We start from the raw sequence: 25,809 nt of genomic DNA on the forward strand, positions 1-25,809 counted from the left end.
AATTGAACCGTTCTGAACAATCCAAAGTTTGGTATAAAGAACCTTGGCCTTGGTTTCTGATGGCAGGCCCCGCGATTGTGGTGGTGGCCGCTATTTTCACCTATTACCTTGCCCAAACCAATTCTGCGGACTTGGTGAGTGATGATTATTATGAAGATGGCAAGCATATCAATATTGAACTGCATCGCGATGAAGAAGCAGCGAAAAGAGATATTGACGCGCAAGTTCTCATCAATCCGGATAAAAATGCGGCTAAAGTTTTTGTGAGCGGCGATTTTAATCGTGATGAAAGCTTAAATCTGGTTTTTATGCATCCGGCTAAACAGTCATACGATCAAACCGTTAAATTGATAGCGGATTCGGAGATGCCGAATTCGGGTGATAAAACCGAATATAGGGCGGTTTTTAAAACCCTGCCGCCGACCCAGCATTGGTATGTACGGGTAGAAGATACCGATGGTAAATGGCGGGTAGAAGACAAATGGGTGGTTAACCAGGGCAATGCGGTGAATTTAAAGGCCAAGCAGCAATGGGCTGCCGCATCGAAATCGGATAATAAATAGTAAAAATTAGATCGACATATTATGACAAGCTGTAAAATCATTATTTTGCAGGCTTTGTTGAAAAGGAATATCCATGTTTGACGAATCTTCCCGCAGTCGGTTATCCGCATTGCTGGATCATAAGGCTGAAACCACTGCCGCCATGCGTTGCGATGAAGTACAAGCTTACATGATGGCTTTGCTAACCGGCCCCGACGAATTAAAAACCGGGGAATGGTTGCCGGAAGTGATGGGGGATGAAGAGCTATTTAAACCGACCGAACAAAAAGAAATCGAATCGTTGGTGCTGGCTTTGGTGATGGATATGCGGGAAAAATTTGCCGAACGCATGTTACCCGATTTATGGCTTTATGAAGATGAAGCGGGCCATTCCGATTTCCATACATGGTGCAATGCCTATCTTTATGCTTTGGATGTAGTGCCGACCGATTGGTTTGAAGCGGTGAACGATGAAGAGTTTGAAGATTTGTTTTACCCGATTATGGCATTGGGCGGTATTTATGATGAAGAAGAAAACGGTGAAATACTGCTACATCTGACCGATAAAGAGCTGACCGAGTTGGAGTCGGAACTACCGCATGTATTGTTAGATATTTATTACTATTGGCACAGCATTAAAAACAAACCGGCTACTATACGCAGAACGGAAGAAAAAGTCGGGCGCAATGATCCTTGTCCGTGCGGCAGCGGTAAAAAATACAAAACCTGTTGCGGTAAGGCGCAATAATGAAATCATATTGCCTCATTTTAAGTATGGGTTTCTAGAATTTGGTTTGGATGAATGAATAGCCATACCTGATGTAAAAGGCCGTCTGAAAGCGGAAAGGAAGAAATAGAGATGGATCATTTGTTTGATTTGAATGTTGCAGCCGGTATTAAAAACCGGCAGACATCATTCTTCCATGCCGAATGGCCGGCGCCGCCGAATGTAAAAACATTAATTACGACCCGTCTGGGAGGCGTGAGTGAAGGCGGTTACAAAAGTTTGAATCTCGGTGCCCATGTAGGGGATAACCCCGAACATGTGCGGCAAAACCGTATGCTGATTCAACAACAAATCCATGTACCCGTTGTTTATCTCAATCAAGTACACGGTACGGTTGTGGTTGAGGCGGCATCTCATATCGGAAGCGTGCCTGATGCCGATGCATCCGTAGACAGTACCGCAGCTGCAGCATGTGCCGTTTTAACGGCAGATTGCTTGCCGGTGTTATTTTGTGATCGTACCGGTAGTGTGGTGGCGGCCGCCCATGCCGGTTGGCGCGGTTTGGCAGGCGGAGTGTTGAAAAACACCATTACCGCAATGGCAGTGCCGCTGGAAGACATTATGGTTTATTTCGGCCCGGCGATTGGCCCGGAAGCTTTTGAAGTGGGGCAGGATGTATATGATGTTTTTTATGCACAAAACCCCTCGATGGCAAATGCGTTTGAACCGATAGGCGGTGGTAAATATCTGGCCGATATTTATGCTTTGGCGAGAATGAGTTTACAGCGCGAAGGTGTGACCATGATTTATGGCGGTGAGGACTGCACCGTATTGGGGCGTGATACCTTTTTTTCATATCGCCGTGATAAAACAACGGGACGTATGGCCAGTATTATTTGGTTGGATAATGATAACGGATAAAAGCCGCATTGCCTTTTCAGACGGCCTTCACATAATAAAACCGGATAATAGGACATTATCCGGTTTTATTGTTTCAGATTAATCCGTATTTAGTCATCTTCTTCTGAATTATTGTCAATACCGATAGAGGTATGGATTTGTCCGGTAGTGACTTTATGCAAAGAGGCTTTATCGTCAGATAATTTTTGCAGGTAGGCTTCATCAATATCACCGGTGAGATAAATGCCGCTGAAGCAGGAAGTATCAAAAGCAGTGATATTCGGATTCAGATCTTTAATGACTTGTTCCAACTCTGATAATTCTTGGAATACGCAGCCATCGGCACCGATCTCTTGAGCAATTTCTTCGGTGGTGCGGTTATTGGCGATTAATTCTTCACGGGTCGGCATGTCGATACCATAAACATTGGGGAAGCGTACTTCCGGGGCGGCAGAGGCAAAATAAACTTTGCGTGCACCTGATGCGCGTACCATCTCGACAATTTCACGGCTGGTTGTGCCGCGTACGATGGAATCATCAACCAATAGCACACTTTTACCCTTAAATTCGGTTTCCATCGGGCTGAGTTTCTGACGTACCGATTTTTTACGCGTGGCCTGACCGGGCATAATAAAGGTGCGGCCGATATAACGGTTTTTGATTAAGCCTTCGCGGTAGGGCTTGCCCAGATGGTGCGCCAGTTCCATGGCGCTGGGGCGGCTGGTGTCGGGAATCGGCATCACCACATCGATATCGTCAATCGGCAGTTCGCGTTTCACTTTTTCCGCCAAAGTAATGCCCATATTGAGGCGCGACTGATACACGGATACGTTGTCGATAACGGAGTCCGGACGGGCAAAATACACATATTCGAACAGACAGGGGCTGGGTTGGTCGTTGCCGCCGCATTTGCGTGAGAAAAATTGGCCGTCTAGACCGATGAATACCGCTTCACCCGGTGCAATATCACGCTCAATATCATAGGCAATGCCGTTGAATGCAACCGATTCCGAAGCAACGGCATAGGATTTATGGCCGTTTTCATCAGTTTGCGAACCTAAAACCAATGGGCGGATACCGAACGGATCACGGAATGCCAACAGGCCGTATCCGGCAATCATGGCCACAACGCCGTAGGCGCCGCGTACCCGTTTGTGCAGTTGGGAAACGGCATTGAAAATATTGTCTATAGTCAGTAGGAACGAATCGTTGTCGGTTACTTCGCGGCGTAATTCATGTGCCAAGACATTCAGCAATATTTCCGAATCGGAACGGGTATTGATATGGCGTAGGTGTTTATTGCATACGTTTTCGTATAGTTCGGTGGTGTTGGTCAGGTTGCCGTTGTGGGCTAAAACGATCCCGAAAGGCGAGCTGACATAAAAGGGCTGGGCTTCTGCCGTGCTGGCAGCATCACCTGCGGTCGGGTAGCGGACATGGGCAATACCTGCGTGTCCGGGTAGGTTGCGCATATTACGGGTGCGGAAAACATCGCGCACCATGCCTTTGCCTTTGTGCATGTGGAACACGCTGCCTTCTACGGTTACGATACCGGCCGCATCTTGGCCGCGGTGTTGCAGCATTTGCAGGCCGTCGTAAAGGCTTTGATTAACGGGTTGGGAGGCTACCATACCTAATACGCCACACATTATTTATTCTCCGGGATTTAAGGGGTTGGATAGTGTATTTGGTCCGTGAGTACAGACGATAAATAGGGAACGGCCACTCTGGCCAGTGCTTCAAAATAAACTGCGCTGAAAGATTGCTGCCAACCTTCGCTTTGGGGAAGGTCGGTAAATAAGCAAACGATAACGACCAAGGTAACCAATATAATGCCTTTTAGTGCGCCGACAATACCGCCGAGCAAACGGTTAATGCCGCCCAGTCCGACAGCTTTAACAGCCGAAGTGAGTAGCGAGCGTAATAAATGTTGTACCAGCCATGATGCAATAAAGAGAACGATAAAGGCGATGGCGACACCGAATGCCTGCGGTTCGACGGTTGAAAAGGCCATTTCAGCAAAGGGCACGGCATAAAGTTTGGCAACAATAAATGCCACAATCCAAATCAATAACGAGGTGATTTCGGCAATCATTCCGCGCATCATGGAAATGATGACGGATATTAAAATGAGGCCGAAAGCCAAAATATCAAACATGGCCATTAGGATTGTCCGATAATAATGCCGTCAAAGCCTTTTTTATGGATGGAATCCAAAGCTTTACCTGCCGCTTCTCTGGTCGGATAGCTGCCGGTACGGACACGAAAGGTTTTGCCTTTGCCGGTATCGGCTTCGGTGATATAAGAGCTGATACCTTTATCGGCGAGTTTTTGTTGCATTTGCCGAGCCTGTTGACGGCTGCTGAATGCGCCGAGCTGAATGCTGGCCTTGGCGGAAGCTTTTGCTTCCAAAATGGCTTGAGGATCGACTTTATCGGCAATGTCGGCCGATTTGTTGTTTAAAGCATCTTCGGCTGCCTTACGGTTGGCGGCTTCTTGTTTTTTCCGTGCGGCTTCTGCTGCGCGTTTTTGTGCAGCTGCTTTTTCTTGTGCTTGTTTTTGGGCTTTTAAGCGCTGCGCTTTTTGTTCGGCCTGACGTTGTTCAGCTTGTTTTTTCGCTTCTGTTGCTTGCCGTTCTTTTTCAGCTTCGGCTTTTTGCTTTTCGGCTTGTTGGCGTTGTATGGCCTGTTGTTTCAAACGTTCGTTTTCTGCCTTTTCCCGTTGTGCTTTTTGTGCGGCAGCTTTCCGTTCGGCTTCGGATTCGGGTTCGACTTTATTGTTAATGACGACAACCGGCGGCGGAGCAGTTTCTTCAGGTTGGGGCGTATCTGCTTTTTTGACCGCTGTTTTTGTTTCGGTTGGCTTTGTTTCCGGTGTGGCGGAAGCTGCATTCGGGATGGGTTTTATTGCTTCCGTAGTGCTGTCTTGATTATGGGAAGCGGTAGTATCGGGCGATACGGGCTGGGTTTCTAAAGCGGATACGGTTTCGGGTTTGGATGATTCCGGTGCCGGAGCAGGATGGAGGAGCGGATTGTCCAATTCGATGGTTTGGGTGTCTTCCGGTGCGGGTTCTAAAACGGCGGCGGGGGATAAATCGGATGCATCGTCGGCCGATGCGGCATGGTTGGTAATGGTAATGTGTTGCGTTTCGGGTGATGAGGCCGTCTGAACGGAACCGTCGGCTTTACGGATACTGATGGTCTCTGCGGCGGTATTGTCGCTGCTTTGGTTCAATACTTTGGCCAGTAGAAAGCCTGCACATATCACCAAAACGGAAGCGCCGACCAGCCTGCGGCGGTTTTTACGTTTTAATTGTTCGTATTCGCTTAAACTTTGGAAGCGGTTGCGGTGGTTTGCCATATTAAATTGAAAGCCTTATTGCAACGTTGCCATTACTTCGGCAACGGTGTGGAATGAACCGAAAACGGTGATTCTATCATTTTCCGAGGATGCCGCCAAAGCGGCTTGATAAGCATTTTGAATATTATCAAAAGTCGTTACATTTTCGATACCGTGTGCCGATAATTTTTGTTCCAGTTCGTTGTTAGTCATGCCGCGCGGCAGATGCAGGGGGGCAATATACCATTGGTCGAATTGACCCTTAACAATATCCAATACGCTATCTATATCTTTGTCGGCCAACATGCTGAAAACGGCCGTGCGTTTGTTGGCGAAAGGTAGGGTGGTTAAGCCTTGTTTTAACGCTTTGGCTGCGTGAGGATTATGGCCGACATCAAGAATGACCAGCGGTCGTCCGGGCAATACTTGAAAACGGCCGGGGTTGCTGGTGAGTAGAAGCCCGCGCTTGATAGAACCGATATCAATAGGTAGCTTATCGTTCATGCATTCGATAGCGGCTAATGCACAAGCGGCATTGCCGAGTTGATAGGCACCGCGCAGGGCGGGAATCGGTAGGGCGTTGCGGTTGCGTGTGAGGCCGTCTGAAAATAATGAGCCGGATGTTTGCGGATGAAAGCGGAACGACCATTGTTGTTGCTCTAATCGGGTGAAGCTGAAATCGTGTTTGCTAACCAGTAAAACAGCGCCTACTTCTTCGGCATGGCGGCGCAATGATTCGGGCGGTGGATTTTGACCGCAGATAGCCGGTTTGCCTGCACGGAAAATACCGGCTTTTTCGTAGGCAACTTCTTCTATGGTATTGCCCAAAAAGGATTGGTGATCCAAATCAATACTGGTAACGATGGCACAATCGGCATCAAAAATATTCACGGCATCCAAACGGCCGCCCAAGCCGACTTCGAGAATCATCAGGTCGACCTGTTCGTGCATAAAAATATCAACAGCGGCAAGGGTGTTGAATTCAAAGTAAGTCAGCGAAATATCGCCGCGTGCCGCTTCGATTCGTTCGAATGAGGCCGTGATGGCTTCGTCGGAAACAGGTTCGGTATTGATGGCGATACGTTCGTTGAATTTTAATAAATGCGGGCTGGTTAACGTGCCGACTTTAAAACCGGCCTGATGGTAAATTTGCGATAGAAACGCACAAACAGAACCTTTGCCGTTGGTACCGGCCACGGCAATTACGGGGCATTGCGGCTGAAGGTTCATTTTGTTTTTAACTTCGCCGACACGGGATAAACCCATATCGATTAAGCCGTTGCTGTGTGCGGTTTCAAGATGTGAAAGCCAGTCGTTAAGTGTTTTCATAATGATGGTGTCTGTCGGAAGCAGTGGGCAGATAGGGGCGGTTGTGGTTTTTTAAAGTATGCTGATTGATAGTATTTTATTCAGACGGCCTAGTGGATAAAGGTTGTCCCCAACGTGCCCACACAAGCAGGCGGCGGTAGCTTTCTTTATCGGTCATGTCGGGCAGGATAAATTGCCAAAGTATACGGTCACCTAAATGCCATTTTAAAAATAAGGCATAACGGGAAATCAGACTGCTATCGCAAAGAACAGCATCAAAAGCAATTTGTTCTTCGCCGATAAATACGGCAGCCTGTCCGAGTCTGCTAACAGCAATTTGGTGTATGGCTTCAGGTTGTTTCAGGGTTTGTTTCCGCCATGCCCATATCAGACTGGCCGATAATAAAACCAATCCGATAATCCGCATCCAACCGTAAAACGCAAAAATACAGGTTAACAATGCCCATAGATGCAATACGGCCGTGATGACAAGGGCAATACGCGATGGTTTAAGGGCCGTCTGAAAAGCCTGCATGGGTTACATCATATTATCGAATACGGGGCTGATAACCATATCGGCTTCTTCCATATCCAATACCATATCGTGGATTTCGATTTCAAAATATTCCCAAAATGCTTTCAAGCTCATGTCTTGCGGCCATTGTTTTTTGGGGATGTCCCAACCGGCGATTTCGGCTTCGAAAATTTCACGGTAGCGGTCGTCGAAATAGGTAACAACGGCTTCCGGCTCGTCAAATTGAGGAACCAGAAAAACCGAACAGTTGGTACGCAACTGTTCGAGTGTTAAATCGGGCATGTCGTCATCGGTGCTTTTCAGCCAGGCTAAAAATTTAGCGGTTGGTTTGAGTACAACGGCAGTGCGGTCTACAAAATACATAAAAATTCCTTGTTTCAGGGGCAGGATTTATCCGGCATTGTACCCAAAATTAAGGCCGTCTGAAAATGGTTTTCAGACGGCCTATTGATTCAAATATTAACGTTTAGTGATCGCTGGCATCGGATGCACCGATACCGGTCATAGAACGTACATATTGTGCTTCAAAACCTGCTTTATCCAGTTCGGCTTGCTCAGATTTGTCGGTAATCGAGAAGAACCATGCTGCGATAAAGGCCAATGGAATAGAGAACAGCGCAGGATTTCTATACGGGAAGATGGCTTCTTCATGATGCAATACAGATACCCAAACGGTCGGGCCAAGCACAATCAGTACGGCGGCTACGATCAAACCTAAGAAACCGCCGAGAACCGCACCGCGTGTGGTCAGGCCTTTCCAGAACATTGACAGAGCAAGGATTGGGAAGTTGGCAGAAGCGGCAAGTGCAAATGCCAAGCCCACCATAAATGCTACGTTTTGTCTTTCAAAGGCAATACCCAAAATGATGGCAAGAATACCCAATGCTACAGTAGCCATGCGGGATACGCGCATTTCTTCTTCTTGAGTGGCTTTACCCTGACGGATAACGGAAGAGTATAAGTCGTGGCTTACTGCTGATGCGCCGGAAAGGGTCAGGCCGGCAACCACCGCCAAAATAGTAGCAAAGGCAACGGCTGAAATAAAGCCTAAGAACAAGTTACCACCCAATGCACCGGATAAGTGAATAGCCGCCATATTGCTGCCGCCGATCATTTCGACAACGGATTTGCCGTCTCTAACCATGGTGGTGAAAAATTGCGGATTGTCTTTGGTAACAAAAATAATCGCACCGAAACCAATAATAAAAGTTAACAGGTAGAAATAACCGATGAAGCCGGTGGCTACGAAAACCGATTTGCGTGCTTCTTTGGCATCGGGTACGGTGAAGAAGCGCATCAGAATATGTGGTAAACCTGCGGTACCGAACATCAATGCCAAGCCTAGAGACAGTGCGTCAACAGGGTTGGAGACCAATCCCCCGGGCGCCATAATGGCCGTTCCGTTGTCGTGGATTTCCGTAGCGGTTTGGAACATGTTTTCAAAGCTGAAACCGCTGGCTTTGATAATCATGAATGCCATAAAAGTAGCACCGGAAAGCAGTAGAACCGCTTTAATAATTTGAACCCATGTAGTAGCCAGCATACCGCCGAACAACACATAAGCCACCATCAATACGCCGACAATAATTACTGCGGAAGTGTAGTTCATACCGAACAGCAATTGAATCAGTTTACCCGCACCGACAACTTGGGCAATCAAATACAGCAAGACAACCAAGAGTGAGCCGCTGGCGGCAAATACGCGTACAGGGCCTTGTTTTAAGCGGTAGGCAACCACATCGGAAAAGGTAAATTTACCGAGGTTACGCAGACGTTCCGCAATCAGGAACAATACAATCGGCCAACCCACCAAGAAACCGGTAGAGTAGATCAGTCCGTCGTAGCCGGTGGTGTACACCATAGCGGAAATACCTAGAAACGATGCGGCAGACATATAATCACCAGCAATCGCCAATCCGTTTTGGAAACCGGAAATACCGCCACCGGCGGTATAGAAGTCTTTGGTTGATTTGTTTTGTTTGGCCGCCCATTTGGTAATGAACAGCGTACCGCTGACGAAAATCACAAACATAATAATCGCGGCAACGTTTAACGGTTGTTTTTCCACTTCGCCGGTAAAAGCATCGGCCCAAACACTGCCGGAAGCAAGGAGGGTTAAAGCGGTGATAAATAATTTTTGATTCATGCTTATTCTCCCTGAACTTCATGTACAACATCACGGGTCATTGATTCAAGCTTGCCGTTGGCAATGCTGACATAAATCCCGGTGGTAATGAATGAAAGTACGATCACAAATATACCGGCGTATATACCCCATGTGGTGACACTGCCATCGGATACCGGTTCACCGAATAGCTCGGGTTGGGTTCCGATCAGCCAGATGTAAGTAACGTACATTATGAAAATAACGGCGGAAAATCCCCAGCCAATCATGGCTTTCAATTTGGCCATTTGCTTGAATTTTGGATGTTGGAGCACTTTTTGTGCTGTTTGCTTATCCATTTTTTTCTTCTCCTTTACAAAACCTTTGAGGTCTAAGCGAAGATGATTTAAATTAAAAAAAGTTTCAATGGCTAATTTTATTTTTTTATGGATGCCATCCATTTTTTTGATGGTTATATATAAAATTATTGATTTTAAAACAAATATTTTTTTAAAATAAGCTTTCTAAAAAGCTGTAAATATGTTAAAAATTGAAAGAGAAAGATTATGGCTGTAGGCAATTTTAGGCCTTTAGCGATAACTCGCACAAATTGTTTATACAGTAATAAAAAACCGCTTAGGGAAAAATAGAGCAATGGATTACACACAACTAAAAACATTTACCGAAGTTGCTTATATAGGCAACCTTACTCAAGCGGCGGAACGTTTACATTTGTCCCAACCGGCTGTATCGGCACAAATCAAGGCCTTGGAAAAGCGCTTGGATATTACTTTATTTAAACGTACGACCAGCGGTATGGTATTGACTTCTGCAGGAGAGGTTTTTCTGCCGGAAGCTGAAGTATTGCTACAACATCATCATAAATTGGAGTGTTTTGCCAAAACATTGGGGGAGCATTATGTTACCCATGCCGATATCGGCCTGATTCATCCGGTTTCACCCGATAAAATTACCCGTTTAACTGCCCATATTCTCGAGCAGGATCCGGATATTTTGCTGCATATCCAGTATGGTATGAGTGGTGAAATCGAACAACGGGTATTAGATAGAAAACTACACGGCGGTTTTTTTCTCGGTCCGGTGATGCAGCGTAGTTTAATGAGTATTTTTCTCGGTGATATTCACTATTCGTTAATTTGCCATGCCGACGATGAACAAGCGATTCGTGCCGGACTGCCTGAAAGTTTGGCGCAATATGCTTGGATTGAAATGTCGGGTGTATCGGGTAGCCGCAAACATATGCAGCAATTCTGGCGTAAATATAAAATCTCACCTAAACATCAGATTATTTGTGATTATCCGCAAACCATTATTGATTTGGTTTGTGATGGAGCCGGTATTGCCATGGTGCCGGAACAAAAAGCCCAATCGGCTCAGGCAGATGGAAAACCCATTGTGATTTTGGATGAATACCGCCAAGCATTGCCGCTGCATTTTATTTATTTGAATGAGTCAGACACTGATCCTGTATTGAGTTTGTTAAAAGAGAGTGTACAAGATATTTGGAAGATGACTGCGGATAATCTAGAAAAAGAAATACAATAATAAGCCTATATTTTATATGCCATATCTATAATATTAAAAAGCTTTAGGTGCTAGGAAATATATTGCATTTGAGGCTTTTTAATTTTGCTATCATGATAGATATAGATAAGAAAGGCGGTATCTATTGTTGGATTCAATCTTCGGTTTTGTGATGAAAAATAAATTTTAACGAAATCAAAAAAAGCCGTCTGAATTTCAGACGGCTTTTTTATCAAGTACTAATCATTAAAATATTTCGGATGATTGTTATGTTTTATATATAAAAAGTATAAGCCCACAACGCAACCAATATCACACACAAAATATTTAATAATACACCTACGCGCATCATCTCTTTCTGCATAATCAGGCCGGTGCCGAACACAATGGCATTCGGTGGAGTGGCCACCGGCAGCATAAAGGCACAGGAAGCACCGATACCGATAACGAATACCAAAACTTCTTTCGGCAAACCCATTTGGGTGGCAATACTGGCAAAGATAGGCACCAATAGCGCGGCAGAAGCGGTATTACTGGTGAATTCGGTGAGGAAGATAATAAAGGCAGCTACGGCAAAGATGACCACTAAGGGGTGGGTTAACACGAAAGCGGTGGCAATTTGCTGGCCGAGCGCCAAAGATGCGCCGGAAACTTTAAGCAGATTGCTTAGGGCAATACCGCCGCCGAACAACATCAATACGCCCCAGTCGGTATTGCGCGCCACTTCGCGCCAGCGGGCGACACCGAAAACCACTACGGCAACAGCGGCAGTGAGGGCGATAACAGTATCGGGGTTGGGAATATCGAATGCGGCTTTAATTTTTGAACTGAATATCCATGAAACAGCGGCCGCGATAAAAATCAGCATAGCGATAATACGGTGTAATGTCCAAGGGATATGCTCGCTTTTTACTTCTACGCGCTCGCTTAAATTCGGTTTTAAAATAACATATAAGGCCAACAGCATCAGCGGCATAATCAGCAGCATCATCGGCATGCCCATTTTCATCCAGCCGAAAAAGTCTAACTCCAAAGCTTTGGCAGCGATGGCGTTAGGCGGCGAACCAACAATAGTACCTAAACCGCCTATGCTGGCGCAATAAGCGATACCGAGCAAAACAAACACAAAGGTTTTGCGTTCTTTTTCTCTGTCTAAGTGATCCATCATACCCAAAGCCAAGGGCATCATCATGGCGGCGGTGGCGGTATTGCTGATCCACATGGATAAGAATGCGGTAACGATAAACAGCATCAATACGGCTGCTTTCATATTGCCGCCGGAAAGGCTCAGTAACCATACGGCAATTTTGCGGTCAAGCCGTTGCATATGCAATGCGGTAGCCAATGCGAAGCCACCGAAGAAAATATAGATGGTCGGGTCGGCAAAGCTGCTCATAGCCGTCTTAATGTTCATATCGGGAAAGCCGAGCAAGGCGGCTAAGATGGGCACCATTAAAGCGGTAACGGTAATATGAACGGCTTCGGTAAACCACATAATGGCTACAAACAGCAATACGGCAATGCCTTTATTGGCATCGGGTTCGTAGGGCAGTATGTGGTAGATGCCGAAACATACGACGGCGGCAATGATTGTGATAATCAGCCCGCGGAAATCGGTAATCGGCGCTTGTGCACTAAGCAGCTCGACGTTTTCCGGGCGGTTTTGGTTGTCAGTATTCATACTGTCGGTCCTGTCGGGTTGGTCAAAGTAAAGCAGCGGTTGCTTTACGGTAGATTAATACGCGATTATTCCATCGCGTCGGCAGTATAAGTGTAACCCGATGTAGCTGTAAAGAATATGTAAATAAACAGTATTTTTTCGTATATATTTTCGGTAGGTTGCAGGTATGAAAGATAAGGCCGTCTGAAATGCTGCGTATCAGGCTGTATATATGGTTTGAATGATGCTTAGCCGGTTGTATTTGCTATGCCTATGATTTACCATAGGCCGTCTGAAACATGCGAATAATTCTAGGGAAATGAGATGGGCAATAAACATATTTCACCGGCTGAAAAAGCCGGTATTTTATCCGAGGCATTGCCTTATATCCGCCGTTTTTCGGGTAAAACCATCGTGATTAAATACGGCGGTAATGCCATGACCGATCCTTTCTTGAAAGAGGGATTTGCTAAAGATGTGGTATTGCTGAAGCTGGTCGGTATCAATCCGGTGATTGTACACGGCGGCGGGCCGCAGATTAATGAAATGCTCAATAAGGTCGGCAAAGAGGGTACATTTGTGCAGGGAATGCGCGTAACCGACGAAGAAACCATGGATATTGTCGAGATGGTGTTGGGCGGCCATGTCAATAAAGAAATTGTCTCACTGCTCAACTTACACGGCGGTAAAGCGGTGGGGGTAACTGGCAAAGACGGCCATTTTATCAAAGCCAAAAAACTGTTTATCAATACGCCGGAACGGGATGGTGTGGATATCGGCCAAGTAGGGGTGGTGGAAAGTATTGATTGCTCTCTGATTAAAGGCATTATCGGCTATGGCTGTATTCCGGTGGTGGCGCCTATCGGTGTAGGGCACAACGGTGAAGCGTTCAATATTAATGCCGATGTGGTAGCGGGAAAACTGGCTGAAGAGTTGAATGCCGAAAAATTATTGATGATGACCAATATTACCGGGGTGATGGATAAAGAAGGCAATCTGTTGACCAATCTAACACCGAAACGTATTGATGAGTTGGTGGACGACGGCACGCTATACGGCGGCATGTTGCCGAAAATCAGCTCGGCAGTGGAAGCAGCAGTGAACGGCGTTCGTGCAACACATATTATCGATGGTAGAGTGCCGAATGCGTTGTTATTGGAAATCTTTACCGATTCGGGTATCGGCTCGATGATTCTGGGCCAAGAGGTTGCAGAACATTAATGGATTCTATTTGAAGCAGTATGGCATGATGAAGGCCGTCTGAAACATTTTCAGACGGCCTTCATCAAAAGAAAACAATGCCATTATTTGAATATGAGGTTAAGCAATGAAAAAATGTGTGGTGCTCAGCGGTGCCGGTATCAGTGCCGATAGCGGTTTAAAAACATTTCGTGATGCGGGCGGTTTGTGGGAAGGCTATAAAGTTGCCGATGTTTGTACGCCTGAAGCATTTACGCGCAATCCTGATTTGGTATTGGACTTTTACAATATGCGGCGTAAGCAGGCCAATGAGGCCGTACCGAATGCCGCTCATAAAGCATTGGTTCGTTTGGAAAGTTATTACCGCGTGCAGATTATTACGCAAAATGTCGATAATTTGCACGAGCGTGCCGGCAGCAGTCATGTGCTGCATTTGCATGGCGAATTGAATAAAGTGCGCAGTTGTGTTGATGAAAACGAAATATTGGAGTGGACGGGCGATTTGACGCGTGAAGATACCGACGGCAAAGGTCATGCGCTCCGCCCCCATATTGTTTGGTTCGGCGAAGAAGTGCCTGCTTTTCCGCAGGCGGTGGAACAGATGCGGGATGCCGATATCGTGATGGTGGTCGGCACATCATTACAGGTTTATCCGGCGGCTTCGTTATTGGAATTTGCACCGCCGCAGGCAGAATGTTATTTGGTCGATCCCAATCCGCGCCAGGCAGGGCGTATGGTGGAAGTGGTGCCGAAAAAAGCGAAAGACGGCGTACCGGCTTTGGTAGAAGAATTGATTCGGCGTGCGCAGTAGTTCTGTTTGTCGGGGTTTCTAAATATTTTAAGCCGTCCGAATGCTTTGTTATTTGATAAACTATTTCATTTGGTATGAGTTATGCACACTATCAGTTGATATTGATTAGCATGGCCGGCTAGCCGGAAAATACAGATAAACTTTTGATTTTCCTAACAGTCTTTTGTTTGAGTAGGCATTTGCTTGAATTTATCCCGCTGATAGATGTGTACGGCAATTTTGTGAAAAAACTTGTGTTTTTATGCTATTTATGCGACTGTTAGGCGTGTTTTATCTTTGGCTTGTTTGTGAGGCCGTCTGAAAAAAGTGAAATTTATCAATCATTACCGATGGCGGGCTTATCCGCCCAGTCTGAATGCCGATTTACCTGCGCATACGGTGGATTGCCCCGAGTGCGGGCAGCGCATATCGTTGCCGCGCTTGAAAAAAGGGCAGGAAGTACATTGCCCGAGATGCGACCATAGAATTGTCGGTATCGGTAAAAATCCTTATATCGCTCCTTTGGCTTATGCAACCGCATCTTTGATTTTAATGGCGTTTGTGTACAGTATGACGTTTATTACCGTTACGTTAGGCGGGATTACTTCCATATTGTCGCTGCCGTCTATGATGAGGCAGTTGATTGTATTGGATTTCGGCTTTTTAGCCGAGGTAATGTTTATTTTAACTTTCGGTTCGCCATTGATTTTTTTATTGTGTTGTTTGTATGTTTATCTGGCATTGTTGTTTGACAAGGCGTTTCCGGGATTAAGCTATGCAACGCGTACCTTGGTACGGCTGCGCCATTTTATTATGGTCGATGTTTTTTTTATTTCGACCTTGGTTGCCTATATCAAACTGTCGTCGGTGGCGGAAGTATCGCTCGGTGCGGCTTTTTATCTGATGTTTGCATTGGCATTGGTGCTGATTCGGACTTCCGTATCGATTCCGGAACATTGGGTTTATTATAAAATCAATCTGATTTTGGGCCGTAATGCCATGGGTAAATCACCGGAAAAATGTGTATGTTGCAGCCGCTGCCTGTATTTCAGGGAAAAAACGGAAACAACCTGTGGCGTGTGCGGGGCGGATTTATATATCCGGCGCCCGAAAAGTTTGAGTATGTCGACGGCGTTTTTACTGGCCGCAATGATATTGTATATTCCGGCTAATTTGTTGCCGATTATGATTTCTTCCAATCCGACGGTTGTGCAGGCCAATACGATTTTTAACGGCATTGTTTATATGTGGGAAGAGGGCGACAAATTGATTGCCGCCATTATTTTCAGTGCCAGTATTTTGGTGCCGGGTGCGAAAATCGTTTTATTGATTGTATTAAACCTAAGTGCACATTACGGCTTGCCGGCCAGTGGCAAAACCATGATGAAAATTTATCATTTTACCGATGCGGTCGGTAAATGGTCGATGATTGATATTTTTGTCATCATTATTTTAATGAGCTCTTTCCATTCGCATGTGGCACGGGTCGTGCCGGGACAGGCGGCGATTTATTTCTGTTTGGTGGTGATATTAACCATGCTTTCCGCCTATTTCTTTGATCCGCGATTATTATGGGATAAGTTTTATCATTCTGAAACAATAACCAATAGGCCGTCTGAAAACGTGCCCGATACAACATATACATATGAGTAACGATAATAAACAACAACCTAATAAGCAGCTTGAATATAGACCTGTTCCTGCTGTGGTGAAAAAAACCAATATTTTTAATTCCATTATCTGGCTGGTGCCTTTGATTGCACTGATTGCCGGCGGCTGGCTGTTGATGAAGGAAATCCAAAACACGGGGCCGGAAGTAACCCTACTGATGGACAGTGCCGACGGTATTGAGGTGAATAATACCGTGGTGAAAGTGTTGAGCGTCGAAGTCGGACGGGTGAAGCGTATCCGTTTGCAGGAAGACCGTGAAGGTGTGGAAGTTACCGTTAGGCTAACGGCCGATGCCAAAGACATGATGCGTGAAGACACCCAGTTTTGGGTAGTGAAACCGCGCTTCGATGAAAGCGGTATATCTGGTCTGAATACTTTGGTTTCCGGTGCTTATATTGCGTTTACACCGGGCAAGAGCGAAGAAACGAAATATGAGTTTAAGGTGTTGGATATTCCGCCAATGACGGCCATCGGCCAAAACGGGTTGCGCCTCAAACTGATTGGCATGAATGATAAAATGTTGGGCGTGGGTAGTCCGGTTTTATATGAAGATTTCAGTGTCGGCGTCGTGGAAAGTGCCGAATTTACACCAAAAGATCAAACGGTGAGCTACACCATTTTTATCGAAAGCCCTAATGATAAATTAGTCGGTCAAAACAGTCAGTTCTGGTTGCAAAACGGTATTAATATCGAAACCACCGGCAGCGGGGTACATATTAGGTCGGCACCGATTCCGGCATTGCTTTCCGGTGCGATTGTGTTTGCATCGCCCAATGGCAATAAAGGTGATCCGGCTGTTAACGGTGATACGTTCGAACTATATAATAGCCGTTCCGATATTGATAATCTGCCGACCGAACGCTCGCTGTATTACACGGCCTTCTTCAAACAAAGTGTACGCGGTTTGGCGCCGGGTGCACCTGTTGAATATAAAGGCCTGAATATTGGTGCGGTGGCAGAAGTTCCTTATTTTGCCGACGGCGACAGTTTGAAACTGTTTGAAAACGGTTGGATTCCGGTGCGTATCCGTATTGAACCGGAGCGTATGGAAATCAATGCCGATGCACAAAGTAAACAATATTGGCAGAGTCATTTTCAGACGGCCTTAAACAAAGGGCTGACTGCAGTGATTGCCAGTAATAATCTGATTACCGGCAGCAAGATGATTGAGCTGGACGATACGCCGGATTCCGGTAGTAAGCTCAAGCCGTTTGCCCGTTATAACGGTAACGTTGTGATTGCCACCCGTAACGGCGGCTTGGATCAATTGCAGGCACAACTGGGCAATTTGCTTGAGAAGTTCAATAAATTACCGTTGGAAAAAACCGTTGGCGAGTTGAATAGTTCGTTGGGTGAGCTAAAAGCAACCTTAAAATCAGCGAATGCTTTAATCAATAAGCCGCAAACGCAAAATGTTCCTCAAGAGTTGAATCAAACATTGAGCGAACTGCGCCAAACCTTGAAAGGGGTTTCACCGCAATCGCCTTTATATGGTGATGTACAAAGCACGTTGAACAGCATCGATAAAACGCTGAAAGATGCACAACCTGTTTTAAACCAATTAAAAGAGAAACCCAATTCATTCATTTTCAACAGCAATGTTAAAGACCCGATACCGAAAGGAAGCCGTTGATGCGTAAATTATTGTTAGTCGGTGCTTTGGCCGCATTAAGTGCATGCAGCACAACCACCCCCACGCAATATTTCACCTTGCCGGACAGCCAGTACCAACATCCGGGCAACGGTCGTAGTGAAATTGCCGTAAAAGTCTTGTTGGCCGAGCCTTTAAATAATGGCGGTTTGGTATATCAAACCGATGCCTATCATGTGAATTTTGCCCGTAATCATTTGTGGGCGGGATCATTGGATGATGCCTTGGCTTCGGGCTTGAGTAATAAACTCAACCGTTTGAGTAGTCGTTATACTTTCGTACCGGCAAGCCGCAGCAGCAGTATGCAGGTGATGAAAGTTTATATAGAAGCTTTTCAAGGCAGCTTTGCCGGTAAAACTTTAGTGAGCGGCTATGCCTTGTGGCCGGACGGGCAGAGCCGTCCGTTCCATGTGGAAACGGTGCAAAATGGTGATGGTTATACCGCGATGGTGGAATCATTAAACCAAGGTTTGGATAAAGCGGCAGGTGCTATGCTTTATTAATGTTAAATAAATGAAGAGGCCGTCTGAAAATATTTTCAGACGGCCTCTTTAGCATATATCAATAGTGTGATTGCTATGTCGGATTATAACGGCCAATGCAGAGCAGGGTGGCTTTCAATCACGGCTTTGAATTGGTTTTGAATCCGTTTAATGGCTTCTTCACCGTCTGCCTCAAAGCGCAATACCAAAACAGGTGTAGTATTGGAAGCACGCATTAAGCCGAAGCCGTCTGAAAACTCTGCTCGCATGCCGTCAATCGTGATGATTTCGGAAACGCCTTCGAATTTTGCCGTTTGGGACAGTTCTTCAATAATTTTATGGCCGTTGCTACCTTCAGGCAGTTTGATATTGATTTCGGGCGTGGAAATATTTTGCGGCAGTGCATTGAGTACGGCGGAAGGATTGTCGCTTGCCGATAAGATTTCCAATAAACGGCAGCCGGCATAAAGGCCGTCGTCAAAGCCAAACCAGCGTTCCTTAAAGAATGTATGGCCGCTCATTTCTCCGGCCAACAGCGCCTGATTTTTTTTCATCGAAGACTTGATAAAGCTATGACCGGTTTTTTCCATAATCGGCTGGCCGCCATGTTGCTTGATCCAAGGCGCCAGCAAGCGGGTGGATTTCACATCAAAAATCACTTTGGCGCCGGCATTGCGGCTGAGGACATCTTGGGCAAACAGCATTAATTGGCGGTCGGGGTAGATAATATTGCCTTCTTTGGTGACTACGCCCAAACGGTCGCCGTCGCCATCGAAAGCAAGGCCGATTTCGGCATCGCTGTTTTTCAATTCACGAATAATATCTTGCAGGTTTTCAGGCTTGGCCGGATCAGGGTGATGGTTGGGAAAATGACCGTCCACGTCGCAGAATAGCTCGGTTACGCGGCAACCGAGTGAGCGGTAAAGATTGCCGGCAAACGCTCCGGCCACACCGTTGCCCGCATCAATAACGATATTCATCGGGCGTTTCAGTTTGATATGGCTGGTAATATAATTTTGATATTGTTCGGCAATATTCTGTTCGGTAACCGTACCTTGCTGGCCGTCTGAAACAAACCGGTCTTGCTGGATAATGGCCAATAATTCCTGAATGGCTTCTCCTGCCAAGGTATCGCCGCCAAGCATCATTTTAAAGCCGTTATAGTCGGGCGGATTGTGGCTGCCGGTAATCATCACACCGCTGCCGTCACATTCTTGCACCGCGGCAAAGTAGAGCATCGGTGTGGCGACCATGCCGACATTCAATACATTGATGCCGCTTTCGGTTAAACCACGGCAGATTTCAGCCATTAATTCCGGCCCGCTCAAACGACCGTCGCGACCAACCGCAATTTTAGAGATACCTTGTTTAACCGCTTTTGCGGCAACCGCTTTACCAATGAGATATGCTGCTTCATTAGTGAGGGTTTTGCCGACAATTCCTCTAATGTCATAAGCCTTAAAAATATCCGATGCAATATTTGCCATAAAGAATTCCTTTGTTTGATAGTGCATTCAAAATCATATGTGTTTTAAATAAAGTGTATGATTTTTATGCGAATTTAATATAATTAAATGGGGAAATATTTTTAAAATTGTAACATATCACCATAGGTTAAAGGGGAGGGTTAACCTTTTTTGAGCATTGTATAAGTCATGGTTTACGGAGATTAAATAAACATACCCTATAAAATTTTTCGTTGTTTTATTAAGTCGAAATGAGTAGTTTTTTCAAAAAATACTATTGTTTTGGCGTAATTTATAATATTTTGATTTATAGTCTGCATGAAAAATGCGCTATTTTGAGAAATGGAATAAATAATAAATGATAGTACAAGAAAACAAATCGTCGTTATTTTGGAAAAAGCTACTTCTGCTTATTCCTGTATTTGTGTCCATGTTTGTTTTTGTGCGGATACTGGCATTTCCGTCGGAATCTGTAAATCCACGACAGGCAGGGGAAAATTTATTTGGCGTTTTCTACAAATACCAAGGTGAAATTTATGCGGATTATTGGCGAGTACACGATGTGGACATTGCGACTTTTCGACTTTTAGATAAAGAAAATGGTGATAAACATATTGCAGTAGATAAAAACCATGTTTATGCAGGCTACCAGATATTACCTGATTTAGATCCTAAAAAAACCGTTGCCTTAGGCAGTGGATATTATTCTGATGGAAATACCACTTATTATAGTGGGGGAGGTTATATTAGAAATGAATCTTTGCCTTGGTGGAAAGAAGTGCCTGAAATCATTTTGCATTCACTTTTTAACTATGAGCAAACGCCAAATCAAGTTTATCCTTTTGTGAAATTGCCTAAAAGTGATTCCCCTTATTTTTTAGCCACTATTGATGTAATTCCTATAATAAAAGGAAACATTAATATTGCCTCTGTTCCAACATTTAAGGTACTGACGAATGGCCAACAGGTTTATTACGATGGCCTTTTAATGGAAGATGCCAATTGGCAAAGTTTATTTCAATTAAGAATGATAAGAAGTAATGGTATGATTGCTGAAAGTAGGCAATATTTTTCCGACGGCAGACATATTTATCACACAAATCAAAAATTAGCTTTGCCTTATAACGATGAAATTTATTCTATTGCTATGAGTGGTTTTTATGCTGGAAAGGAGTATATCCTTAACCCCAAAGACGGCATGGTGTATATAGCTGATTTTGCCTTTGATAAAGACCATGCCCCCTATTCGCCTACCAGTAGTTATAACGATAATGTTTATCATGGTTTATTTTCAAGTAATGATGGAATTTATTTTTATGATGATGAAAGTAAAAAGGTAAAAAGAGCGGGGGATAATTTATTCCTTAATCAACATTTTAAAGAAATCGCCCCTTTGGTTTTTTCAGATGGCAAACGAACACTTTTTATAAGCACCAAAGAAGAACACTACCATGCTTATAAAAATGGTGGCATTGGAACAACCTATTATGCCACTTTTATCGGCGAATTAGACGCAGGATTAAATAACAATTGGGAGCCAATAGGAGAAACAAGAAATGGAAGTGTTTGGAAAAATGGCAGTCGTTATTTTTATTTTGACGAGTATGATTTAAAGAGATTGATTAGTGAGAAAATCAGTGATTTACAACGAGGAGAAAGTGCTGAAATCATTAGAAACATTATTTATGAAATTAAAAACGAACAAATAGCCAAAGAGTTATTACAAAGTAGTCATGAAGAAAATAAAGCAAAAGAATTGTTAGAGAAAGGAGATTTAATCCCTGTTAAATTTAATGAAAAGTTAGAAGCCTTTTCCACACCTGATAAAATGGCTTATTTTTTGAAGAAATATATCAATTTTAATTATATTATGGTCTTTATGTTCTTAGGCATTGTGATAATAACGATATCAGGGCATAGAAAAAAACGGAAAAAGTTGTAAAAATGCAAACAACAACGACAGCTTGATAGAATAAACACAAAATCATTATATTTTAAATATCATACTATGGAAAATAAAAGTAAAATTTTTAATATCGTTTCAATAGCAACTATTCTCGCTATTCTCAAAAATATCCTATCTGTTTTTGAAGATAGAGGGATATCTTTCTACGATAATTTTTTCATTCTATTCATCATTTCAATATTATTATCGTTTTTATTTCTAAAAAATAAAAAAAGCATACTAACAGCAATGCTAATCATCACCCCTATCCTATTGTTAGTAGGGTGGATATTCATTTTACCTGAAATTATTGTTATATTTTTTCCAATACTCTTTCTAATTCCATTAGGATTATCTATCTTATCCTTAAAAGATAAAGAAAATACATTAGCAAAAATACTACTTGTTATTTCTTTACTATTGTTAGTTATTACAGGTATTTTTTGTATGTATGTATATCTTTTGGGTTCAAATTGGAGAAATTGATAGTTGATACCAAAACCTATATAGACATCATCGGTCAGGCAGTAGGTAAAATATATGATTTGGGAGATTGATAAATTTTAGTTATTATCAAAAAATAAACAAATGAAAGAAAAACCTACATCCCCCATTAAAAAACCAATTAGTTATGCCTTAGCAATATTCATTTGGAGTATTGCTATTGTACTGTTTATTCTATTAATAAAATCATTTAATAACAATGGAGTAATAGCAGACGATAAAGAATTATTCGACAATTTTTCACAATACGAAGGGGAAATCTACCTTTCCCATCAATATAAACTTCCCGATGCCGATATTGCTACATTTCGAGCCATTAGCGATAAGCGGGAAGATAACCATATCGCTTTAGATAAAAATCACGTCTATTGTGGTAATCAAATACTGCCTGATTTAGACCCTCAAAAAACCGTTGCATTAGGCAATAATTATTACTCTGATGGAAACGCCACCTATTATTGTCAAAGCAACACCATTGATGAAGACAACAGAGTTTGGTGGCAGGTGATTTGGGAAGAAATTCAATTCCAATTTTTTGATGTTCCAAAAACTCAAACGGAGTTCTATCCTTTCAGCAAATTATCCAAAAGTAACACCCCCTATCATGCTATCCCTAATCTGCACAATACCATTATCACTGATGAACATTTTGTTTATTACCAAGGCAATGTGATGAAAGATGCTAATTGGCAAACGCTAACGGAAGTCAAAGAGCAAACAGAAGACGGTAGCCATAGGCAAAGTTATTTTTATTTTACCGACGGCGAACACGTTTATTATAAAAACCAGCTATTACCTTTGAAATACAACGAACAGCTGTATTCTTTTAACCCCAATACTACTCGATTTAGAAAGGAATATCTTTTTAACCCAATGAACGGCATGGTCTATATGGAAGATAGAGCACTTGAGCAACAAAATGCCCCCTATACCCTCTTAAGCCGATACGCAGGCCACGCTTATCACGCCTTATTTTTAAGTAAAAATGGTATCTATTTTTACAACGCAAGGGGAGAACACATAGAAAGCTTAGGCGACAATATTTTTACAAATTTGGCAGTTTTAGAACACAATGAAAATCAAATAGAAAGATTGGGTGACAATATTTTTTATAATCAAAACTATACTGAAATCGCCCCCTTGGTTTTCTCAAATGGAACTAAAACCCTATTTATTGATGCTTATGAAACTTGGTCAAGTGGTTCTGCGAGAAGAGGCGGCGGAAGATTGGCGTCTATCACAACCTCCATCAATGAATTAGACGGGGATTTAAAGGGCGAATGGATAAAATTAGGTGAAATAAATAGTGGCACTATTTGGCAAAATGGAGAGCGTTATTTCTACTTTGATGAATATGGAGAAAGCCAAGGATTTCGTCACACCATTTATGAGTTTAAAAATAAACAAATTGCGGAAAATACTTTACACAATAAGGATAGCGGACTTTCCCCAAGCCAACTCATTCATCGCTTAGAAGACAATGACGAAATTAAACTAGCGGAATATAACACCATAGCCATAGCCAAAGCCAAAACAGTGCTTTATCGACCTATATTCCCCTATCTTTTTGCGTTAATCATTGTATGTGGAATTGCCGCTAATTTTTACAGACTTCGCAAAAAGAAAAAGAGCAAAGAGCAAAGAAAAAACTAAAAATGCTAAAAAGTGAATAATTTGCAAAATTTAGCAACAATCCAACCGCTTTTAAACAGAATAAAAAGGAATAAAAAATCAAAATGAAAAATTTAACTAAATCATTAGTATATACAAAACAAAAAAAAGAATATCAACTGACAGAGCTAAGAGAATCAAAAAGAGAGCAACCTCTGCAAAATCTGAACTTATATTTAGAGAATGAAAAAGGCAGGGGCGTCCCCTCTCTTGCTTTTGATAGGCTTTCGGTATGGAATCATTGGAACTTTATTAATCACTATATAAACAATGATAGTGTAGACTACAATTATTTAGCGAAAAGTACACTTTTTAGTATCGAAAGCAATAATTGGGATTTTTTTATAGGTAAATTGGTTGAAACCTATGATTCAGCTGTTCCTTTGCATAAAGCAGTCAAAGTTTTAGGGCAAATGCTTTATTTAGGTTGGAGAGAAAAGGCTATCGAATATGGTAATTTTCTACTTAAAAATATAAATAGCAAACACTACAAAGGCGGAGTGAGTAAACCTATTCATAGTTGGTTTATGTTGGAATTGTTTTGCAAATGGCAAAAAATAGAGTTGGATAGAGAGAAATTGTATTATCCTTCTGATTTGAAAATTTACAAAGAAGTACTCGATAATTGGGATACTAATGATAGTAATTTATTAAACAAATTGGTTGATAAATTATCCGATTTTCATATCAATAATTCCGATGAATATGTAAAAACAGATAAAAACGGGAATGAGTTTAGTCCGGATTTTACAAGTTCAGACTATTTTATTTTTGCTATTGAAATTTTAATGTGGTTATTCATTAGAAAAGACTTAGGATTGGTAGATTATACCCCTGATAATGAGTTGATGACTCTTAAAATAAATCAGTTTCCTAATCAAATAATCCCCTATCCAAAAGAGGAAATCGTAGAACAATGTAAAGCAAAACTAAAAAAAGAAAATCCTACGATTGAATTTGATTTATAGATTTGTAAAATTTAATGATAATCTGACCGCTTTTTAAGAGAATAAAAATATAAAAAAATGAGAATAAATATTAAAGATGAGAAATATTTTAATCAATATATAGAAACACACACTGATGATATTGATTATTTTGAAGAAGGAATTCGGGTAGGGAGAACAAATCCTGATAGGGTTGCGTCTGTTCAAAGAAAGATTTTTACAACGTCACTACATTTGCTTATTGCAAAATACGCATCGGGATATCAGTTAGATAAACTAAAAAATGAGTTTTTATCTGTTATTGAGAAATTTGAAAAAGGTTGGAAAGACAAAGGCGACACACCTACTGACAATATTCATTTTGATAATTATGTTTTAGTGCTATGGATGCTGTCTTTAGGAATTTTATTAAATTTAGAAATAGAAAATTATCAGCGTATTGTTACAGTGTTAGACAATAGTAAAAGACGTGATTATTTATTGGAATATATTATTCAAGCAAAAATATCAAATAGGACGATATTTAATGATTTAACCTATCCAAAACACTTTGGTTTTTTTAAGAAATTAATAGAAAACAAAGATATTACTACGCTAAAAAACCACTTAGAAAAAGATTGGTATAACAGTATGAAACTCACTTATTGGTATGATAACCACAAAAGTAAAGCAAATACGTTTTTCGGTTATTGGAGTTTTGAAAGTGGTGCATTAGTTAAAATCTTAAATTTAGACGATAGCATTTTGAAAGACCAACAATACTATCCTTATGATATGGTACATTTTAAATAAAAGATTATGGAATTAAGAGAACATTTAACA

The 25,809-nt window shown here is 42.7% G+C and carries 24 protein-coding genes; 14 read left to right on the forward strand and 10 right to left on the reverse strand.

Annotated elements, in window-relative coordinates:
• Positions 1-2 precede the first annotated feature (2 nt).
• From NXS09_RS01570 to pgeF, 3 genes are all read left to right on the forward strand, one after another.
• Positions 3-563, forward strand: coding sequence for a FixH family protein (locus tag NXS09_RS01570; RefSeq protein ID WP_259290805.1), 561 nt, complete (start codon positions 3-5; stop codon positions 561-563).
• Between the two features lie 73 nt (positions 564-636).
• Complete coding sequence (locus tag NXS09_RS01575; protein WP_259290806.1) at positions 637-1,290, forward strand: YecA family protein; 654 nt, start codon at positions 637-639, stop codon at positions 1,288-1,290.
• A 111-nt stretch (positions 1,291-1,401) separates the two neighbouring features.
• Complete coding sequence (gene pgeF, locus NXS09_RS01580; protein ID WP_259290807.1) at positions 1,402-2,190, forward strand: peptidoglycan editing factor PgeF; 789 nt, start codon at positions 1,402-1,404, stop codon at positions 2,188-2,190.
• 89 nt (positions 2,191-2,279) lie between these two features.
• Here the strand turns inward: pgeF and purF are convergent, their stop codons facing one another.
• The 8 genes from purF to NXS09_RS01620 form a co-directional block, all read right to left on the reverse strand.
• Positions 2,280-3,818 (reverse strand): amidophosphoribosyltransferase, encoded by a 1,539-nt coding sequence (purF, locus tag NXS09_RS01585; RefSeq protein WP_259290808.1) that lies wholly within the window; start codon positions 3,816-3,818, stop codon positions 2,280-2,282.
• 17 nt (positions 3,819-3,835) lie between these two features.
• Entirely contained in the window at positions 3,836-4,333 is a 498-nt protein-coding gene (locus NXS09_RS01590; protein WP_259290809.1) for a CvpA family protein, read from the reverse strand.
• The gene (locus NXS09_RS01595; protein WP_259290810.1) at positions 4,333-5,529 is read right to left on the reverse strand and encodes an SPOR domain-containing protein; all 1,197 of its coding nucleotides are present in this window, start codon (positions 5,527-5,529) and stop codon (positions 4,333-4,335) included. Before NXS09_RS01595 ends, NXS09_RS01590 begins: the two co-directional genes overlap by 1 nt.
• A 15-nt stretch (positions 5,530-5,544) precedes the next feature.
• A complete protein-coding gene (folC, locus tag NXS09_RS01600) occupies positions 5,545-6,837 on the reverse strand; it encodes a bifunctional tetrahydrofolate synthase/dihydrofolate synthase (RefSeq protein ID WP_259290811.1) in 1,293 nt (430 codons plus the stop codon).
• A 76-nt stretch (positions 6,838-6,913) separates the two neighbouring features.
• Complete coding sequence (locus tag NXS09_RS01605) at positions 6,914-7,351, reverse strand: protein YgfX (protein WP_259290812.1); 438 nt, start codon at positions 7,349-7,351, stop codon at positions 6,914-6,916.
• A 3-nt stretch (positions 7,352-7,354) separates the two neighbouring features.
• Complete coding sequence (locus NXS09_RS01610) at positions 7,355-7,714, reverse strand: hypothetical protein (RefSeq protein WP_259290813.1); 360 nt, start codon at positions 7,712-7,714, stop codon at positions 7,355-7,357.
• 103 nt (positions 7,715-7,817) lie between these two features.
• Positions 7,818-9,497, reverse strand: coding sequence for a cation acetate symporter (locus NXS09_RS01615; RefSeq protein ID WP_259290814.1), 1,680 nt, complete (start codon positions 9,495-9,497; stop codon positions 7,818-7,820).
• Positions 9,498-9,499: 2 nt separating this feature from the next.
• Entirely contained in the window at positions 9,500-9,814 is a 315-nt protein-coding gene (locus NXS09_RS01620; protein WP_259290950.1) for a DUF485 domain-containing protein, read from the reverse strand.
• A gap of 295 nt (positions 9,815-10,109) precedes the next feature.
• On the opposite strand from NXS09_RS01620, the gene NXS09_RS01625 reads away from it, so the two are divergent.
• Positions 10,110-11,021 carry a LysR family transcriptional regulator gene (locus tag NXS09_RS01625; protein ID WP_259290815.1) on the forward strand — a complete coding sequence of 304 codons (912 nt, stop codon included), beginning with the start codon at positions 10,110-10,112 and terminating at the stop codon, positions 11,019-11,021.
• A gap of 253 nt (positions 11,022-11,274) precedes the next feature.
• Here the strand turns inward: NXS09_RS01625 and NXS09_RS01630 are convergent, their stop codons facing one another.
• The gene (locus NXS09_RS01630) at positions 11,275-12,681 is read right to left on the reverse strand and encodes an SLC13 family permease (RefSeq protein WP_259290816.1); all 1,407 of its coding nucleotides are present in this window, start codon (positions 12,679-12,681) and stop codon (positions 11,275-11,277) included.
• 303 nt (positions 12,682-12,984) lie between these two features.
• Here NXS09_RS01630 and argB point away from each other — a divergent pair, with 303 nt between their 5' ends.
• From argB to NXS09_RS01655, 5 genes are all read left to right on the forward strand, one after another.
• Entirely contained in the window at positions 12,985-13,881 is an 897-nt protein-coding gene (argB, locus tag NXS09_RS01635; RefSeq protein ID WP_259290817.1) for an acetylglutamate kinase, read from the forward strand.
• A 106-nt stretch (positions 13,882-13,987) separates the two neighbouring features.
• Positions 13,988-14,671 (forward strand): SIR2 family NAD-dependent protein deacylase, encoded by a 684-nt coding sequence (locus tag NXS09_RS01640; RefSeq protein ID WP_259290818.1) that lies wholly within the window; start codon positions 13,988-13,990, stop codon positions 14,669-14,671.
• Positions 14,672-14,977: 306 nt separating this feature from the next.
• The gene (locus NXS09_RS01645; protein ID WP_259290819.1) at positions 14,978-16,303 is read left to right on the forward strand and encodes a paraquat-inducible protein A; all 1,326 of its coding nucleotides are present in this window, start codon (positions 14,978-14,980) and stop codon (positions 16,301-16,303) included.
• Positions 16,296-17,954, forward strand: coding sequence for an intermembrane transport protein PqiB (gene pqiB, locus NXS09_RS01650; protein WP_259290820.1), 1,659 nt, complete (start codon positions 16,296-16,298; stop codon positions 17,952-17,954). Before NXS09_RS01645 ends, pqiB begins: the two co-directional genes overlap by 8 nt.
• Positions 17,954-18,475 (forward strand): PqiC family protein, encoded by a 522-nt coding sequence (locus tag NXS09_RS01655; RefSeq protein WP_259290821.1) that lies wholly within the window; start codon positions 17,954-17,956, stop codon positions 18,473-18,475. Before pqiB ends, NXS09_RS01655 begins: the two co-directional genes overlap by 1 nt.
• Positions 18,476-18,558: 83 nt before the next feature.
• Here NXS09_RS01655 and NXS09_RS01660 read toward each other — a convergent pair whose 3' ends face one another.
• A complete protein-coding gene (locus NXS09_RS01660) occupies positions 18,559-19,941 on the reverse strand; it encodes a phosphomannomutase/phosphoglucomutase (RefSeq protein ID WP_259290822.1) in 1,383 nt (460 codons plus the stop codon).
• A 337-nt stretch (positions 19,942-20,278) separates the two neighbouring features.
• Between NXS09_RS01660 and NXS09_RS01665 the strand changes: the two genes are divergently transcribed.
• The 5 genes from NXS09_RS01665 (at position 20,279) to NXS09_RS01685 (ending at position 25,779) form a co-directional block, all read left to right on the forward strand.
• A complete protein-coding gene (locus tag NXS09_RS01665; RefSeq protein WP_259290823.1) occupies positions 20,279-21,862 on the forward strand; it encodes a DKNYY domain-containing protein in 1,584 nt (527 codons plus the stop codon).
• 66 nt (positions 21,863-21,928) lie between these two features.
• Positions 21,929-22,351, forward strand: a complete 423-nt coding sequence (locus NXS09_RS01670; protein WP_259290824.1) for a hypothetical protein — start codon at positions 21,929-21,931, stop codon at positions 22,349-22,351.
• A 102-nt stretch (positions 22,352-22,453) separates the two neighbouring features.
• Positions 22,454-24,022, forward strand: coding sequence for a DKNYY domain-containing protein (locus tag NXS09_RS01675; protein ID WP_259290825.1), 1,569 nt, complete (start codon positions 22,454-22,456; stop codon positions 24,020-24,022).
• Between the two features lie 83 nt (positions 24,023-24,105).
• On the forward strand, positions 24,106-25,008 hold the full coding sequence (locus NXS09_RS01680; protein WP_259290826.1) for a hypothetical protein: 903 nt from the start codon (positions 24,106-24,108) through the stop codon (positions 25,006-25,008).
• Positions 25,009-25,065: 57 nt separating this feature from the next.
• Entirely contained in the window at positions 25,066-25,779 is a 714-nt protein-coding gene (locus NXS09_RS01685) for a PoNi-like cognate immunity protein (protein ID WP_259290827.1), read from the forward strand.
• Positions 25,780-25,809: the final 30 nt, after the last annotated feature.

The organism is Neisseria montereyensis, from assembly GCF_024834045.1.
GTDB classification, from domain to species: Bacteria; Pseudomonadota; Gammaproteobacteria; order Burkholderiales; family Neisseriaceae; genus Neisseria; species Neisseria montereyensis.